This window comes from Shewanella sp. 1311, from assembly GCF_059338235.1.
The window spans coordinates 3,683,141-3,698,766 of the sequence record NZ_CM181686.1 but is presented as its reverse complement, the minus strand read 5'-3'; the positions used below and the strand labels follow the sequence as shown (position 1 = coordinate 3,698,766).

Sequence of the window (15,626 nt, the reverse complement as noted above, 5' to 3'; positions counted from 1 at the left end):
TATCAGACATACACAGGAGTTAACCAAATTAAGCACTATCATGGAAGTGACCGTCCGTGGCATGGATGCCACGTTCGAGCATCCAGGGACGGACTTGCTGCGAGTCACTGGAATGATAGTGCTTAATGGATATGCGGAATTAAAGTTCCCCAATATTTACAAAAGCACGAAGGATTAAGTTGGCATCCCAACAAAACTGTGGGAAAGCCTATTTAAGATAGGCAACGCAGGTGCGGAGTTTGGCTGAGGTTTCTAGGCGTGATGCATAAATCACATAGATTTCAGCGGATTGATGATACTGGGGTAGCACTCTGACTAGTGTACTCGGCTGGTGCCATAATTTTTTTGTGTGCTAGATATAAATATGAGTCGATGATGCTACCAAGATATCGTCTACATTCGGTCTTGCAGCATGATGCTGACACGACCATCAGCACTTACAATAAATGAAGTAAAATGATTAATTGCTCTACATAAAAATAGCCTCAGAAGTGTCAGTAACGACGATTCAGAGGCTATTTTTCAGTAACTATTTTTAGTGACTATTATTTTTAGTGACTATGATGACTTACTGCCGCTTACTTCAATAATGCGGTAGTAATGCCACATGATAATTTAACGTCTATCCTAAACTAACGCCTTAGGATTCGGTCCATATTCATTGTCTGCATGACTATCTTGTACTAAAAAAATCAACAACACTATGATACCAATGATCGGGATCAAAACGATCAACTGCCACCAACCAGATCGCCCAGTATCATGCAGCCTGCGAGTCGCAATACTGATGCTAGGAATAAGTAAGGCAAGAGAGAAAATCAGAGCAAAAAGCTGAGTACCTAATACATAATCAATTGCAGCAACAGCAAAATAGAGCACCAGATAAATAAGGCCAAACATCCAATATTGCTTACGTCTAGCACGGCCACTAAAATCTGCGAACTTTTTTAAACCTTCAATAAAATAATCCATTATCAATCCTATTCCATCAATATAATTTGATATAGCACAATTAGAAGAGCACAACTATTACAACCGATAATGGCATAATAAGCTGAGCTCAAAAATATTATACCCGAATTAAACTCCAGAGTGCCACACTCACAAGTTAACAGTTAATGATTTAAAAATGACTTAACTTCAAAGCCAATAACAGTAATCTACACAATTTGCCATAGTTAATTTGGATGAAACTTGTTATTAAGCCTAATTCTCACTTGACTTAGCTTTGCCAACACAAGGAATATGACTATGCGACTGACTATTCAGTGATGAGTAACCATCAGAATCTGATGCTATGCTTTGTTACATGCCAAACAATGGAGCGATACGCAGCCTTTGTCTCGGTATTGCCAAGCGCCCTATCCAAGGCAAGCGATCTTACTGGGTTATGCAGCTCATACGCCCGATGAGCTGCGGGAAAATATTAAAAAGCTCGCCCATGTCCTTTAATATCAAGCATTAAAAAGCTTGAAAGAAAATCCCGAAGGCGCTGAAGATAGCGACAAACCATGAGAGGGATCGCAAGGTACCTTTGTTGGCAAGGTATAGGATGTGGTACACGAAGCGGGCGACGACATGGGTGATGGCCAGCCACTCAGTGGTGGGATTCACTTTGCCCGTTGCGATTACCACTAATACCGCCAGACCAAACACTAACAGGGACTCGAAGGCATTTTGATGTCCTGCTAAGGCGCGAGCACCAAAACCGGTTAACTGTGCTTGCTGGGCGCGGGGATGATTATTATCATAACCGCCCGCCTTGGCCATCGCCCAAGCGACGGGGCCTTTCGCCAGATACGGCAATAACATGGCAACAAATAGGCAAATAAGTAAAGTATTCATAGGTTAAGCTTCCTTAGATTGTTGTTCGAGTTCTGCTGTTTTAGTTCTGTTCCTACTGCGATTGTAAGTACTGCTGTTTAAGTTCGACTGTTACGAGTGCTGCTACGTGAACTCTAGTTAAAAGTGTATGGGTTAGCGGTGTTATTTCACCATATACATGCCTTCACTTGCGGGGCGACTGAATTTAAAGCCAAATTTTTCATAGAGTTCAGGTACATCGGCCATCAAGGTAATATACGCGCCTTCAAAAGCCTCACGGTCAAGATAGGCCATAATGTACTGCATAATCAGCCGTCCTAAACCTTTGCCTTGGTGCTCGGGATCGACCGCGATATCGACAATTTCAAAGTTCAGTGCGCCGTCGCCAACCACACGTCCCATACCTACAGTTTGATCGGCAAGCTTTATCTGCACGCCATATAAACTCCTAGGTAAAGCCTTAATAGCGCCCGCCAATGGTCTAGGACTTAACCCCGAAATCTGCCGTAAACGGATAAAATCATTGGCTGAGGCAACGTCTTCAAGCACTTGATACATGATATTCCCTATTGTTTTTATTCAGTCGCTTGCTTCAGTAACTAAGCTTCAGTCACTAAGCTTTCAATCGCTTGGCTTTCAATCAATTTTTCAATCACTTAGCTTTCAATCACCTCAAGATCAAAGCCTTCATCCAGAGTCGGCGGCTGAAAATAACCGCTCACATGCCAGAACATCGCCTCGGTATCGAACATAGCGCGCTCAGGGTGACTTTGTCTGCGTTTATCGAGTTGGCTCAAACAAAGCGCATCACTGTGATTCAGATGCATCAACTTATGGGCGGCGCCGCAATCGGTAAAAATGCTTCGAAACCACAGGCGTTGATTCACGGTATTCGCGGGAAAGTCCATCACCACAGATACACCCGAACAGAGCAGTTCCTGCACATGCTTTTTAAGCAAGGGCTTAAGACGAGCGGAATACTTCAGGTAAGTATCAAAATCGTTAATTTCATCGGCATACAGCGCCGCCAGCCATTCATCTTCCGAGATTAAAACGCGGTTTTCGGCCTCGGCAAGTTGTCGCGATAAGGTGGATTTACCTGCGCCCATTTTGCCACAGAGGAATATTAACGTGCCTTTACTGGCTTCTTGCCCTAACGCATTCTGCTCTGCCATCTTCACTCCTTGATACTTTTCTCAGCTAACGATTTCATCTAGTGAGGACACAAATTAACGACAGTACAGAGCATCACATAAAGCATGAACAGCGAGCAAGGCTTAGGGCGGGTTTGAGGTAATAAATTCCCATTAAATTAATGACTATGCAGTGTTTCCACAGCAGGCGTTTCCGCTATTCCCACAATCCAGTTTTAGCTTTCATCACTTTCTTAGATGTCTTATATCACTTCGCCCACTCAGTCATAAATCTATTCGCCCGCTCAGTCTTACATCTCTTCACCAACTGAGTTCGCCTCGCGCTCTGAGCCCTCACCGCTGCCTTAAACCAGAAAAAACCAGAAAATCTCCAAGTATTTAACTCGACCAATAAAATAATAAACCACACTTTTAATCTAATAATTAAGCACTAAAGTAGTAATTTACGCTGCATAATAAAAATATTACCACCACTCATGCTGTGACGATAAATTAAGCGTATGCTAGGGTAAGCATGAAAGGATAACCGTCATAAGTGCAAAGGAGGCTCTATGAGCACTGTCGTTCCGCGTACCGTCACTTCCCCTAAAAAATTCATTATCGGCAAGGGCTTATTAGCTCAAATGCATGATTATGTTAAGGACTTTGGTGACAATGCTTTTATCATCTGCGATGAATTTATCCTCAACCGAGTTGAGAATGAAGCGGTCGCAGGGCTGGATCAAAATGGGATCAGCAACCATCTCGAAAAATTCAACTATGAGTGCAGCGAAGCCGAGATAAAGCGCTTAGGTGCGCTGGCAGAGCAGCATCATACCAATGTAATTGTTGGAGTTGGCGGGGGTAAAACCTTAGATGCCGCCAAAGCCGTCGCCTTCTATCAAAAACGGCCAGTGGTGCTCTACCCAACCATTGCTTCAACCGATGCACCATGTACGGCACTTGCCGTGATCTATTCCGAAACCGGTGAGTTTGAGCGCTATCTGTTTCTGCCACAAAATCCTGATGCTGTTGTTGCCGACACCGCCATTATCGCCGCGGCTCCCGCCCGATTTTTTGCAGCAGGCATAGGCGATGCACTGGCCACTTACTTTGAAGCCCGCGCCTGTTATCAGTCCGATGGCGTCAATCTTGTATTGAAAAAACCTTCCCGCACTGGGCTGGGATTAGCGCAGCTTTGCTATCAATTACTGACTGAAAATGTTGAAGCCGCTATGGATGCGGTGAGAAACAAGATAGTCACCCCCGCACTTGAGCAAACCATTGAAGCGACGATTTATCTCAGTGGTGTCGGGGCCGAAGCGGGCGGATTAGCCGCAGCCCATGCTGTGAACAATGGTATGTCGGCAGTAGCTGACCTACATAAAGCCCAGCACGGCGAGAAAGTGGTGTTTGGCTTGCTCACCCAGCTAGTACTCGAAAATGCCCCAAAAAGCGAAATCGATAACGTCATTCACATCATCAAAACCGCGGGACTGCCGCTCACGCTCGCCGATTTGGGGCTAAAAACCTTTGTCGAAGTAGAGTGGCGCAAAGTGGCTGAGATTGCCTGCGCTGAAGGCGACACTATGGGCAATATGCCGATGCAGTTAACCGCCGACGATGTCTATCAAGCCATGATCGCCGCCAATGCCATGGCTGAACGCTATAAAAAGCTTGCGGTTTAAAACAGTTAAAAACGCCTCTGGCAGGCGCCCATCATCCCTTTGATATGTTTATCAAAGTTAACGGATGTGGCTAAAATTCAGCCTGCCACTGCGCGAGTTTAAAGCTCATCAATCAACCCGTTGCCTCACCTCTATGGTCAGCAAGATGGCAAGGGAGATAACAACGGACACGATATTTCCACCCTCGATGCCAAGAGTTGGCATTTACTCTCTATTCGTTGAACGCTTGGAGGAACATATGGCTTATGCAACGATCAATCCCTTTACGGGAGAGCTAGTTAAAGAATTTCCAAATGCAACAGATACCGAAGTCACGCAGGCGATAGAATCCGCCCATCAGGCATTTTTAAGTTGGCGAACCACGCCTTTTGCCGACAAGGCCGCCGTACTCACTAAAGCCGCTCACATCCTCAGAGACAGCAAGCCTGCTTACGCTAAATTGCTGACCTTAGAAATGGGCAAAGTCACCGCAGAAGCTGAGGCAGAGGTCGAACTGTCGGCGCAAATTTTCGAATACTACGCCGAACATGCCGAGCGATTGTTAGCCCCACAAAAACTGCCCGTTGCCGATCCCGCCGAAGGTGAAGCGATACTGGTTAACGAGCCGCTGGGCGTATTGCTGGCCATCGAACCTTGGAACTTCCCCTACTATCAAATTGCTCGCATCCTCGCGCCGCAGCTTGCTGCCGGTAATACCCTACTGCTCAAGCATGCGTCTAATGTGCCCCAGTGCGCCGCCGCATTTGAAGGTCTAATGCGCGATGCCGGATTACCCGCAGGCGCATTCCAAAACCTGTACGCCACTCGAGAACAAATAGGACAGATCATCAACTCACCCAAAGTACATGGGGTTGCCCTCACAGGCTCAGAAGATGCGGGATCGCACATTGCGGCTCAGGCCGGTAAGGCGCTGAAAAAGTCCACCCTCGAACTGGGTGGCGCAGATGCTTTTATCGTACTTGAAGACGCCGAACTGCCAAAAACCATTGATTGGGCTGTATTTGGTCGTCACTGGAATGCGGGTCAGGTCTGCACCTCATCTAAGCGGATGATCTTAGTTGAAGCCATTTATGATGAATTTATGCAAGGCTATATCAAAGGGATCGAAGCCTTAAAAGCGGGCGATCCTATGGATCCCACCACCACACTGGCACCGCTGTCTTCCCAAGGCGCCGCCGATGAGTTGAAGCAGAAAATCCGTGATGCCGTAAAACACGGCGCGACCGCGACCGAAGTGGGGCCAAAAGTGCCGCAGCAAGGCGCCTTTGTGCAGCCAACAATACTGACAAACCTGACGCCAGATAATCCCGCCTACTATTGGGAATTCTTCGGTCCTGTGTCCAGTATCCACAAAGTGAAGGATGAGCAAGCAGCGATTGCCGTTGCCAATGACTCGCCCTTTGGACTGGGTGGCTCAGTGTTTACCGCCGATACCAAACGCGGGCTGGCGGTCGCTAAGCAGGTTTCCACTGGCATGATGTTTGTTAATCATCCGACTATGGTCAAGGCCGATTTGCCCTTTGGTGGCGTGCGCCGCTCAGGTTATGGCCGCGAGTTGATTGATTTAGGATTGAAAGAGTTTGTAAACCACAAGCTGATTGATGTGGTCGATATAAACGCACCTTTCTAACTCCTTAAACAATAGCGAAATCGGACTAAACGCCTGACGGAATAATCTGTTAGGCGTTTTTATTTAACGCGCTTTATCCAAGGCATCACATAGGGCTTGAACGCCAAGTAAGGCTCTGGGCGTCGCGCGATGTAATAAATCGGCATTGAGTTGATAAATATGCTGTTTTTTAACGGCGGGAATTTCGGGCCATTGGCTCCAATCGACACCTTTAACATTGCCTTCCTCTTGGCTTTGCAAAATCACCTCGGGCAAGGTCAGCAACACATTTTCTAAACTCACCTGCGGGTAATCACTGGCGGCATCGTAAAACACATTTTGGCCATGACAGACACTGAGGATTTGTTGGATCCAACTGTTTTTAGAAACCGTCATCAAGGGCGTAGACCAGAGTTGATAAAACACTTTAGGCTCTGATTTACTGGCATTATCAGTCCGTAAACGGATAAGTTCGGCGCGATACGCAGCAGCGGCCTTACTCGCCTCTTCAACATGGCCAGTTAATTTACCTAGCTCTTCCAGTTCCTTGGCAACCCCTTCTAAAGTTTTGGGATCGCTACCATAAAGGTTAAAACCCAGAGCCTTAAGTTGATTGATATCTTCGGCTTTATTGCCCGTATCCCACACCACAATCAGATCGGGATTAAGCTCCATCACCCGCTCCATTTGAATGCCATAGTAACCCCCAATACGCGGGATTTTTTTGGCTGCCTCGGGATAATCCGCATAATCGGTTGCGGCCACTATGGCATCACCCGCGCCTATGGCGTAGAGCATTTCTACCGCGTGGGGCGAGAGCGCAATAATGCGTTTAGCGGGATTGGCCAACACGCTGTGGGGAACTAACAAGCAGAGCCCAAAAAAGAGTCCAGCTAAGTGTCGCTTAATCATGATATGCCTTAATTTTTAAAGAATTAAACTAGCTGCTCTGGCCAGCCATAGTGTTCGATATAGGTTTGTAGATTCTTGGGGCGATAGCTAGGATCTTGATCCCAGCGGGCCTTGACCGAATGATGCAAAAGCACTGGGACTTGCTCAGGGTCGAGTGGCCGCAAGTATTCCTGCTTTATCCGATAAAAGCTGCGCCTCGAATCATGCAAGGTGGCTAACGGACTCGGATGCGCACTCGCGGCTAAGTGTGGCTCTAGGCTTAAATCAAATTTCTGCGCCTCGGATATCATCCACAGCAGCGCATTGTCCGACAGCAATGCACCGTCTTTATCGGGTTTATAACTGCCGCCAATATTGCTATGGGCACCGGCAAACCACACTTGTTGCATGTCCATATTGTCGCGCATTTGCCAAATGGTGGGCTCAAAGTCACTGCGGTGTTCGTCTATGGCTAAGGCATGGCGGGCAACGCGCACATTGCGGCCAATTTTAGTGTCGTAAAACTCATCTTTATCTTCGAACAAGCCTAAAAATGAAATAGGGATCCCCATAGCACCAACGGTATCCCACACACCAACAAACTTGATTTCCCGTGATTCATGACTGTATCTCGCTCTAAATTCGAGGGATTTTTCACCATCAGGCGCAAAGGGCGCACTGCTTTTTTTATAGTGGTCGAAAGCTTGTTGAATCAACGCCGCATCGGGGCGTTTAAGTATGCCGCAGTTATTAATCAAGCCACACAAGCAACGCACAGTGTAAGCACCGCGGCTAAAACCAAAGAGATAAATCTCATCGCCTGGGGAATAGTTTTGCACTATGTAGCGATACCCATCCATGATGTTTTTATGTAAACCGCGCCCTGTTGCGCCACCGATGGTTTGATCGTAATAGGAACCCACGCCCCAATCATAAAATACCTGCTGGGGTTTACCATCAGCAGCTATCGGGCTGATAGCACGCGCGAGGCGCAGCACATTGGTTGGGAAATCGACCTTAAGATCTTTCTCGGGCCGATTCCAAGTCCCATCGGCACAAATCACGATACGCTTATTCATAGGATCATCCTTGAGAACACTTTGAACGTTGAACGGTAAGTGACTAACGGCTAGTAGTGGCTAAAGGCCTAGCTGCCAGCCAATAACAAATAGTCGCTTATGCGCCGGCTTTTACAAAGTTCGATTAGTAATCAAAACCTTGCTGCGCCTTGATACCCGCTTCGAAGGCGTGTTTCAGCGGTTGCACTTCGCTCACAGTATCGGCAAACTCGATGATGGCACGGTGGCAAGCACGACCCGTGATAATCACATGCTGCATCGGTGGGCGATTTTTAAGTGCGCTAAGCACACGTTCCACATCCAAATAGTGATAGCTCACCATGTAGGTCAGCTCATCCAGCATCAAGCAGTCAATCGACTCATCTTGCAGCAGCTTTTCAGCGGCTTCCCAAGCGAGCACAGCGGCGGCGGTATCCTTTTCTTTATCTTGGGTTTCCCAGGTAAAACCTGTGCCCATTACATGAAACTCAACCCCTGCACCTTCGAGTAAATTGCGCTCACCGCACTCCCAAGTGCCTTTGATAAATTGCACTACCGCGGCTTTTTTACCGTGACCGACGGCGCGGGCCACTGTGCCAAAACCTGAGGTCGATTTGCCTTTACCGTTACCGGTTAACACCAGCAGAATCCCCTTCTCCTCTTGGGCGGCGGCAATTTTAGCATCCACACCGGCTTTCACTTTCTGTTGGCGAGCCTTGTGGCGTTCGGCCTTGATTTGCGCTTGTTCGTTGTCGTTTTGTGCTGTCATGGTCTTCTCTTCACTCTGCTGCTAAAAATGTCTGCTTGTATAAATGGTTCAATTTGTAAATGCCGCTCTCTTAATATCCGTTCTTTGCCGAATTCAACGCCGAACTGCAGCATCCAAAATAGTCTGTAATTTTTGCATGTCTAGATGCTCGGCTAGCACATCGGCTAAACGCTCGAGTTGCTGCTCACGTATTTGATTGATATCTATGGTCTTAGCATCGTTTAATCCCGCCCAGCGCAAAATCAACTGACAGGCATCAGGGCTATCAAATAGCCCATGTAAATAAGTACCTAAGATTTGCCCATCATCACTTTGCAGGCCATCGGCAAAACTCATCGCTGGCGCAGCTAAGCTTGTCGATTCTGGGATTAACTGCAAGGGCGCATTCGTTTGTTCAAGCCTAGGGATAAGATAACTTGATTCGCCGCAGTGGATTTCATAACCCTGCACAGCAACTGTTTGCCCAAGTAACCTTAGCTCACCACTCACCCGCCGTAACTGTTTATCGGCTTTAAGTTCTGTACACAATGGCAAGTAGCCAAGCCCTGCTGTGTCGCCCGCACAGTCTTCAATCCCTAAGGGATCGGCAATGCTTTGACCTAACATTTGGTAACCGCCGCAAATACCGAGCACTTTGCCGCCGTAACGCAGGTGTGTGTCGATATCCTTATCCCAACCTTGCTGGCGTAAAAAGGCCAAATCGGCGCGTACATTCTTACTGCCGGGTAAGATCAATACATCGGCTGCGGGCAAATGAGTGGCGTGACTCGCGGTTTGGGTTTGCAATGACACATAGTCAAAATCGATATCTGGATGCAACCGCAGCGGATCAAAATCCGTGTGATTACTGATCCTTGGGTACACTAATACCCGCACTTTTAAACGGCTGTTAGCGCCTTTAGATGGCGAGCTTATCAGCGCATCTTCGGCATCGAGATGTAAATCATGCAGATAAGGCAACACGCCTAAAACAGGCTTGTTCGTATAGGCTTCAAGCCAATCGAGGCCAGATTGCAATAGGCTAATATCGCCACGGAAACGGTTGATCACAAAGCCCTTTACCCGCGCCTGTTCAGACTCAGATAACAGCGCCAAGGTCCCGACCAAATGGGCAAATACGCCGCCCTTATCAATATCGGCAATGATAATCACAGGGCAATCCACAGCTTCGGCAAATCCCATGTTGGCAATATCACCTTCACGCAGATTGATCTCCGCTGGGCTGCCCGCGCCTTCCACCACTATGGTTTGATACTGGCCACTTAACCGCTCGAAGGATTCCAGCACAGCACCGAGCGCCATTGCCTTGTAGTCCTTAGATTTAGGCCCAAAAAAGGCCGAGGCTTCCAGCGTCGTCAAGGCTTTACCGTGAACGATAATTTGCGCGCCCGTATCCGAGCTAGGTTTAAGCAGTATGGGATTAAAATCGGTATGGGGCTCAAGATAACAGGCCACGGCTTGCAACGCCTGTGCGCGGCCAATCTCGCCGCCATCAATAGTCACTGCGCTATTGAGCGCCATGTTTTGCGGCTTAAAGGGCGCAACCTTTACGCCCTCTCGGGCGAGCAAACGACAAATCCCCGCCACTAAGGTGCTTTTACCCGCATCGGACGTTGTGCCCTGCACCATCAAGACTTTTGTACGCCGAGGTGAATTAACCGCAGGTCTATTCACTGCGAGATTCACCGCAAGATTAGCAGCAGAATGAATAGCTAAAGCGTTAGCGGTATCAAGTGCATTTGCACAGCCTGTGTTGTCTGTGTTTGGAGAGGGCATAGGGCTAAAAAACTTATTCTAGTTTGCAGGGATAAAGATAAAGCTCAGTCTCAACATCACTTAACTTATTTAGATTACAGTGGTTTGAGTGCCAAGGGTAAACCCGCGACCACTAAGGTGACATTGTCAGCTAAGGCGGCAACGGCTTGGTTTAACCAGCCCGCTTCATCAACAAATTGTCGGCTCAACTCACCTAAGGGCACGATACCAGAGCCTACTTCGTTACTGATCAACACCACCACACCTTCAAGCTCGGCAAGGGAATCCACAAAAGCGCTTTTCTCTGCCTGCCAACTCGCCAAAGCTTCATCGTTAGAGGTTGAACTGGCAGAGGTTATAAAGTCAGTCGCATGCCACTCAGTCGATGCTGGTTCATCATCAATCTTGGCGCTGGATGCGAGTAATTGATTGGTTAACCAAAGGGTTAAACAGTCCACTAAAATCACTCGCCCAGGTTTTGCTAAGCGTTTTAACAGTGCCGTAAGGGCGAGGGATTCTTCAAACAATTGCCATTCGATACCATCGTCCGTTCGTCCCGCTTGATGCTTGGCGATACGGGTCGCCATTTCATCATCCAGCGCCTGCGCCGTGGCCACATAGCAGGCATCGAAGCCAAGCGCTGTGTACTGGCGCACTAAGGCTTCACCGTAGCGGCTCTTACCGCTACGGGCGCCGCCTAGGACGAGGTGGATCACAGTATGTTACCTACAACGAGCAATACAAAATAACACACGATTTCAGCTATTTGCTGCGCCGCGCCTAAGGTATCACCCGTGTAACCGCCAATCTGGCGTCTAAAGATCACTATGATCAAACGGCGCAGTCCTATCATCACCAATAGCAATGACAATGCCGCTAACCCCTTGAGGAATAACAGTACTAATACGCCGCTGGCGATCAGGATAAGCAGCTCATTAATGCCTTGATGTTGCGATAGCGGCTTAGACTTACTGGTCTCGTCATCACGGACATATTTTTCACTAAAGATGATGCTTGCTGATACCACGCGGCTCACTGTGTGGGCGACGATAAGTGCCGAGCCCGCCACCACAGGATCGTACAGTGCCAACTCAACTAACAACTGCCATTTCAGCAGCAGGGCCAAGATCAACGCCAGTGCACCATAACTGCCAAGGCGCGAGTCTTTCATGATCCGCAGCTTGTCTTCCGCCGTCCAACCACCGCCAAAACCGTCGAAGGTATCGGCTAGGCCATCCTCGTGAAATCCGCCCGTGAGCAAGACGCCGACCAACATAGCTAACAGCACAGAGACACCGGCGGGGAGCCAGTTCTGCGTCAGCCAAAACACTATGGCACTTAACAGGCCGACCAAAAGACCGACGAGACCGAAATAACGGCTGGCCTTATTCAACTTATCGCTATCGACTTCGACCCACTTAGGCATAGGAATGCGGGTAAAATAGCCCATGGCAACTAAAAACAAATCTATCTCTTTGTGCCAGCTTTCGCGTTCTGACATAAAGTATCCTTAGTGAATTAACACTTGCTACAAGGTTTAAGATTAAAACGGTTGGCTAAAAAGTTATTATTTTAAATAAGTAAAATAAGCGACTTAGCAGCGCACATCATACAACAGCCTCAATCCCCGCATCACTAAAACTCGCCATTTGATTGTAAAAATTTACTGAGGCTTGAATAAGCGGCAACGCCAAAGCTGCGCCAGTACCTTCGCCTAATCTTAGCCCGAGGGATAATAAAGGTTTCGCCTGCAAAAACTCTAACATCCGCTGATGGCCTTGCTCGTCTGACTGGTGGGCAAAAATCAAATAATCACGCACATTAGGGGCGATTTGCACCGCGACTAATGCTGCCGCTGTCGCGATAAAACCGTCCACGACCACCAGCATTTTACGCTCGGCGGCAGCTAACATAGCCCCCGTCATCTGCACAATTTCAAAGCCACCTAGACAAGCTAACACTGATTTGGGCCCAGTTAAGGCGCTTTGATGCAGCAATAACGCAAGCTCAATCAGCATCAATTTACGTTCTAAGGTTTCGCTATTAATGCCCGTGCCTCGGCCGACACAATCAATCACATCCAGCTGCATGATCGCCGCCATAATGGCCGCCGCCGCTGAGGTATTGCCTATGCCCATTTCGCCAAAGGCGACTAAGTTACAACCTGCTTGATGGTGACGTTCAATCAAATCGCGCGCCATCGCAAAGCCTTTATCGACGGTTTCCAGCGCCATTGCGGGCTCTAAATGAATTGCCCCTGTGCCCGCGCCAAGACGTTGATCGATAATGCCTTCAACCCCTTCGACTGGCGTTAAAATGCCGCAATCGATCACTTCGAGCCTAAAGCCCACCTGCCGACAAAAAACGTTAATCGCCGCACCACCATGGGCAAAGTTTTGCACCATTTGGCGCGTCACTTCGCTTGGGGCAATCGACACGACTTCTGCGGCAATACCATGATCACCCGCAAACACTAACATGGTTGGATGAACAATTTTCAGCACAGTATTTTGTGGCTGATCCGTTTGTTGCAAATCAGTCGCTTGCACGCGGGCAATCTGTAAGGCTAAGGATTCGAGCTGACCTAAGGCGCCGGGCGGCTTAGTCTTAAGATCTATTTTCTGCTGGATCAATGGATCCTGCGCTTTGCTCACAGTGCTGATTTGAAAAGACACGGCTGACTGAGACATCCACACTCCACTTATTATCTTAAATAACCACAACGCATCCCGCGTCTATGACTAACATGTCCAATTTTGCATTTCCAATCGCGGGGCAGATATCAACAGAAATGCTGATTATCCCGCCAGTCTGCGCTTGCTAGATGACTCTAGGATTACGTTCTGACTAGGTGCTTACGCCATGACTCTACGTTTACGCAAAATCAGCAAAAAGAACATGCTACCTATGGCCGCCGTGATAATGCCCACGGGCAACTCTTGATTCCCCAATAAACAGCGCGCTAATACATCAATCCACACCATAAATAAGCCGCCTACCAGCGCCGTTAATAAAATCGGCTGACGACCGGGAAACAGCATGCGTACTGTGTGGGGAATCATTAACCCGACAAAACCGATACCGCCACAGGTAGCCACCAAAATAGCGGTAATCAAGGAGCAGAGCAGCAACATATTGAGCCGCAGCTTAGGCACATTCACCCCTAAGGTATGCGCCGTTTCATCCCCCGCCTGCAACGCCATGATCTGCCGTTTCATGCCTAAAATAATGAACAAACTCGCGCCAATCACCAGTGTTGGCAGCACTAATAAGGACCAACTGGCCTTGGCGAAACTGCCTAAACTCCAAAACAGCACAGAAGCCGTCGCCTGCGGACTGGCGAAATACAACAACAAACTTGTTAACGCGCCAAACATAAAGGAGGTCGCCACGCCTGAGAGCAACATGCGTTCCACTTGGCTATTGAGCCCAAGGCCAGACAAGGCCAGCACTATCAGTACCGACAAACTGGCGCCAATAAAAGCGCCGAAGGGCAAGCTAAACCAAAGCAAACCCGACAAGGCGCCCGAACCACTAAAAATCCCCGAGTTCGCCGCCATACCCGCATTCTCAAAAAATCCAGAGCCAGTGAATAACGTCAACATCACCACAGCGCCAAAGGACGCGCCTGAGCTAATGCCAAACAAATAAGGGTCAGCCAGCGGATTGCGGGTAACGGTTTGCAGCACACTGCCCGCCAAGGACAAACCCGCCCCTGCCACAAAGGCCAGTAAAATACGCGGCAGTCTGAGCTCCATCACGATGCGCTCCGTCATGCCATTGGCTTGAGTGAGGTTGGCCATTTTATTGATAAACACTTGGATAACATCCATAAAACTGATGTTCGCCGCGCCAAAACTCGTGGCGGCAATGGGGGTTATCAAAGTGATTATGCCTAATGCGACCAGCATCAGTTGTTGTCTCGTCAAAGGTGTCACGATACGCCCCAAATGTAAGATGAAATGCTGTTTACTCCCTGAATCATCCGCCCTCGCCTCGCTCAGCCAAAGCATCAGCCATGCTGTGCGTCGAATCATGGTAGCCATAAAAGTAGCTGATTAAGGGCTTTTTATGTTGTGGATGGGTCGACACCTGAGCGCACACGCCGAACACATCGCCAATTCGCGCCTCGGTTAATACCTCAGTTGGCGTGCCCATAGCGCTGACTTCACCGTTATGGATCAACAACAAACTGTCGCACAGGGCGCTGGCTAAATTGAGATCGTGAATAGAGGCAATCACGCTGATGCCAAGGCTACGCACCAATTCGAGGATTTGGATTTGATAACGCACATCGAGGTGGTTGGTTGGCTCGTCGAGGATCAGCAGTTGCGGCTGCTGCACTATGGCACGGGCGATTAAGGCACGCTGCTTTTCACCGCCAGATAAGTGCTCGTACTGTTGATGCATCTTATGACTCAGGCCGACTTTCTCTAAGGCTTTGGCAATGCGCTCGCCATCACAGCTCGAATTGGTATCGAACATGCCCTTATGCGGTGTTAAGCCCATGCTGACCAATTGCTCTGTGGTTAAATCGAAATAGTGCGGCGTGTCTTGCTGCACTACGGCAACGCGGCAGGCAAACGCTTTGGGCGATAAACGCTCAATATCTTGATCAAACAGGGTAATTTTGCCCTGAGTCGGGCGAACAAAGCGATACAAACAGCGTAGCAAGCTAGACTTACCCGCACCGTTAGGCCCAATCAAACCCAACATCTGCCCCGTTGGCAGCGCAAAGTTAATATTGGAAAGAATGGTTTTGCCATCGATACACCAGCTTAACTGGCTGACATCGAGCGCGACCGTCTGGCTCGCTGATGGGCGAGTGTCGCTGTCATTCAAAGCATGGCTCGTTTGGATGGCAGAGAGTTTCACCAAAGTGGTGCTCCTAGCGAGTCC

At 48.5% G+C, this 15,626-nt stretch carries 16 protein-coding genes; 3 read left to right on the top strand and 13 right to left on the bottom strand.

Annotated features, from left to right (window positions below):
- Positions 1-40 precede the first annotated feature (40 nt).
- Positions 41-178 (top strand): hypothetical protein, encoded by a 138-nt coding sequence (locus AC5YB3_RS16455; protein WP_259503611.1) that lies wholly within the window; start codon positions 41-43, stop codon positions 176-178.
- A gap of 449 nt (positions 179-627) precedes the next feature.
- On the opposite strand, the gene AC5YB3_RS16450 is transcribed toward AC5YB3_RS16455, so the two are convergent.
- From AC5YB3_RS16450 to AC5YB3_RS16435, 4 genes are all read right to left on the bottom strand, one after another.
- A complete protein-coding gene (locus AC5YB3_RS16450; protein ID WP_012088438.1) occupies positions 628-972 on the bottom strand; it encodes a DUF805 domain-containing protein in 345 nt (114 codons plus the stop codon).
- Positions 973-1,461: 489 nt separating this feature from the next.
- Positions 1,462-1,845, bottom strand: coding sequence for an MAPEG family protein (locus AC5YB3_RS16445; protein WP_432326891.1), 384 nt, complete (start codon positions 1,843-1,845; stop codon positions 1,462-1,464).
- A gap of 141 nt (positions 1,846-1,986) precedes the next feature.
- Positions 1,987-2,382, bottom strand: a complete 396-nt coding sequence (locus tag AC5YB3_RS16440) for a GNAT family N-acetyltransferase (RefSeq protein ID WP_494525743.1) — start codon at positions 2,380-2,382, stop codon at positions 1,987-1,989.
- 98 nt (positions 2,383-2,480) lie between these two features.
- Positions 2,481-2,999 carry a P-loop nucleotide/nucleoside kinase family protein gene (locus AC5YB3_RS16435; protein ID WP_012088433.1) on the bottom strand — a complete coding sequence of 173 codons (519 nt, stop codon included), beginning with the start codon at positions 2,997-2,999 and terminating at the stop codon, positions 2,481-2,483.
- A gap of 530 nt (positions 3,000-3,529) precedes the next feature.
- On the opposite strand from AC5YB3_RS16435, the gene AC5YB3_RS16430 reads away from it, so the two are divergent.
- Both AC5YB3_RS16430 and AC5YB3_RS16425 read left to right on the top strand, forming a co-directional pair.
- Positions 3,530-4,645: a glycerol dehydrogenase gene (locus AC5YB3_RS16430; protein ID WP_494525742.1), complete on the top strand. Its 1,116-nt coding sequence runs from the start codon at positions 3,530-3,532 to the stop codon at positions 4,643-4,645.
- Between the two features lie 238 nt (positions 4,646-4,883).
- Entirely contained in the window at positions 4,884-6,275 is a 1,392-nt protein-coding gene (locus AC5YB3_RS16425; protein WP_115335360.1) for an NAD-dependent succinate-semialdehyde dehydrogenase, read from the top strand.
- Positions 6,276-6,338: 63 nt separating this feature from the next.
- Here AC5YB3_RS16425 and AC5YB3_RS16420 read toward each other — a convergent pair whose 3' ends face one another.
- The 9 genes from AC5YB3_RS16420 to AC5YB3_RS16380 all read right to left on the bottom strand — a co-directional run bounded on the left by AC5YB3_RS16420 (position 6,339) and on the right by AC5YB3_RS16380 (position 15,602).
- Positions 6,339-7,166 carry a cobalamin-binding protein gene (locus AC5YB3_RS16420; protein WP_494525741.1) on the bottom strand — a complete coding sequence of 276 codons (828 nt, stop codon included), beginning with the start codon at positions 7,164-7,166 and terminating at the stop codon, positions 6,339-6,341.
- A gap of 23 nt (positions 7,167-7,189) precedes the next feature.
- Positions 7,190-8,224, bottom strand: a complete 1,035-nt coding sequence (locus AC5YB3_RS16415) for a T6SS phospholipase effector Tle1-like catalytic domain-containing protein (protein ID WP_494525740.1) — start codon at positions 8,222-8,224, stop codon at positions 7,190-7,192.
- A 124-nt stretch (positions 8,225-8,348) separates the two neighbouring features.
- A complete protein-coding gene (gene cobO, locus AC5YB3_RS16410; RefSeq protein WP_494525739.1) occupies positions 8,349-8,972 on the bottom strand; it encodes a cob(I)yrinic acid a,c-diamide adenosyltransferase in 624 nt (207 codons plus the stop codon).
- Between the two features lie 93 nt (positions 8,973-9,065).
- Complete coding sequence (locus tag AC5YB3_RS16405; RefSeq protein ID WP_494525738.1) at positions 9,066-10,748, bottom strand: cobyric acid synthase; 1,683 nt, start codon at positions 10,746-10,748, stop codon at positions 9,066-9,068.
- A gap of 74 nt (positions 10,749-10,822) precedes the next feature.
- Complete coding sequence (gene cobU, locus AC5YB3_RS16400; RefSeq protein ID WP_006082833.1) at positions 10,823-11,443, bottom strand: bifunctional adenosylcobinamide kinase/adenosylcobinamide-phosphate guanylyltransferase; 621 nt, start codon at positions 11,441-11,443, stop codon at positions 10,823-10,825.
- Entirely contained in the window at positions 11,440-12,228 is a 789-nt protein-coding gene (locus AC5YB3_RS16395; RefSeq protein ID WP_012088426.1) for an adenosylcobinamide-GDP ribazoletransferase, read from the bottom strand. Before AC5YB3_RS16395 ends, cobU begins: the two co-directional genes overlap by 4 nt.
- Before the next feature lie 106 nt (positions 12,229-12,334).
- A complete protein-coding gene (gene cobT / locus AC5YB3_RS16390) occupies positions 12,335-13,417 on the bottom strand; it encodes a nicotinate-nucleotide--dimethylbenzimidazole phosphoribosyltransferase (RefSeq protein ID WP_494525737.1) in 1,083 nt (360 codons plus the stop codon).
- Between the two features lie 165 nt (positions 13,418-13,582).
- Positions 13,583-14,740, bottom strand: coding sequence for a FecCD family ABC transporter permease (locus tag AC5YB3_RS16385; RefSeq protein ID WP_259542054.1), 1,158 nt, complete (start codon positions 14,738-14,740; stop codon positions 13,583-13,585).
- Entirely contained in the window at positions 14,709-15,602 is an 894-nt protein-coding gene (locus AC5YB3_RS16380; protein ID WP_342900112.1) for an ABC transporter ATP-binding protein, read from the bottom strand. Before AC5YB3_RS16380 ends, AC5YB3_RS16385 begins: the two co-directional genes overlap by 32 nt.
- Between the last annotated feature and the right edge of the window lie 24 nt (positions 15,603-15,626).

Bases quoted from the DNA above. Each gene is read 5' to 3' on its own strand.
- AC5YB3_RS16385 (WP_259542054.1), bottom strand. From the start codon at position 14,740: ATGCTTTGGCTGAGCGAGGCGAGGGCGGATGATTCAGGGAGTAAACAG.
- AC5YB3_RS16435 (WP_012088433.1), bottom strand. From the start codon at position 2,999: ATGGCAGAGCAGAATGCGTTAGGGCAAGAAGCCAGTAAAGGCACGTTA.
- AC5YB3_RS16395 (WP_012088426.1), bottom strand. From the start codon at position 12,228: ATGTCAGAACGCGAAAGCTGGCACAAAGAGATAGATTTGTTTTTAGTT.
- AC5YB3_RS16405 (WP_494525738.1), bottom strand. From the start codon at position 10,748: ATGCCCTCTCCAAACACAGACAACACAGGCTGTGCAAATGCACTTGAT.
- AC5YB3_RS16445 (WP_432326891.1), bottom strand. From the start codon at position 1,845: ATGAATACTTTACTTATTTGCCTATTTGTTGCCATGTTATTGCCGTAT.
- cobT (WP_494525737.1), bottom strand. From the start codon at position 13,417: ATGTCTCAGTCAGCCGTGTCTTTTCAAATCAGCACTGTGAGCAAAGCG.
- AC5YB3_RS16425 (WP_115335360.1), top strand. From the start codon at position 4,884: ATGGCTTATGCAACGATCAATCCCTTTACGGGAGAGCTAGTTAAAGAA.
- AC5YB3_RS16430 (WP_494525742.1), top strand. From the start codon at position 3,530: ATGAGCACTGTCGTTCCGCGTACCGTCACTTCCCCTAAAAAATTCATT.
- AC5YB3_RS16450 (WP_012088438.1), bottom strand. From the start codon at position 972: ATGGATTATTTTATTGAAGGTTTAAAAAAGTTCGCAGATTTTAGTGGC.
- cobO (WP_494525739.1), bottom strand. From the start codon at position 8,972: ATGACAGCACAAAACGACAACGAACAAGCGCAAATCAAGGCCGAACGC.
- AC5YB3_RS16415 (WP_494525740.1), bottom strand. From the start codon at position 8,224: ATGAATAAGCGTATCGTGATTTGTGCCGATGGGACTTGGAATCGGCCC.
- AC5YB3_RS16440 (WP_494525743.1), bottom strand. From the start codon at position 2,382: ATGTATCAAGTGCTTGAAGACGTTGCCTCAGCCAATGATTTTATCCGT.
- AC5YB3_RS16420 (WP_494525741.1), bottom strand. From the start codon at position 7,166: ATGATTAAGCGACACTTAGCTGGACTCTTTTTTGGGCTCTGCTTGTTA.
- AC5YB3_RS16455 (WP_259503611.1), top strand. From the start codon at position 41: ATGGAAGTGACCGTCCGTGGCATGGATGCCACGTTCGAGCATCCAGGG.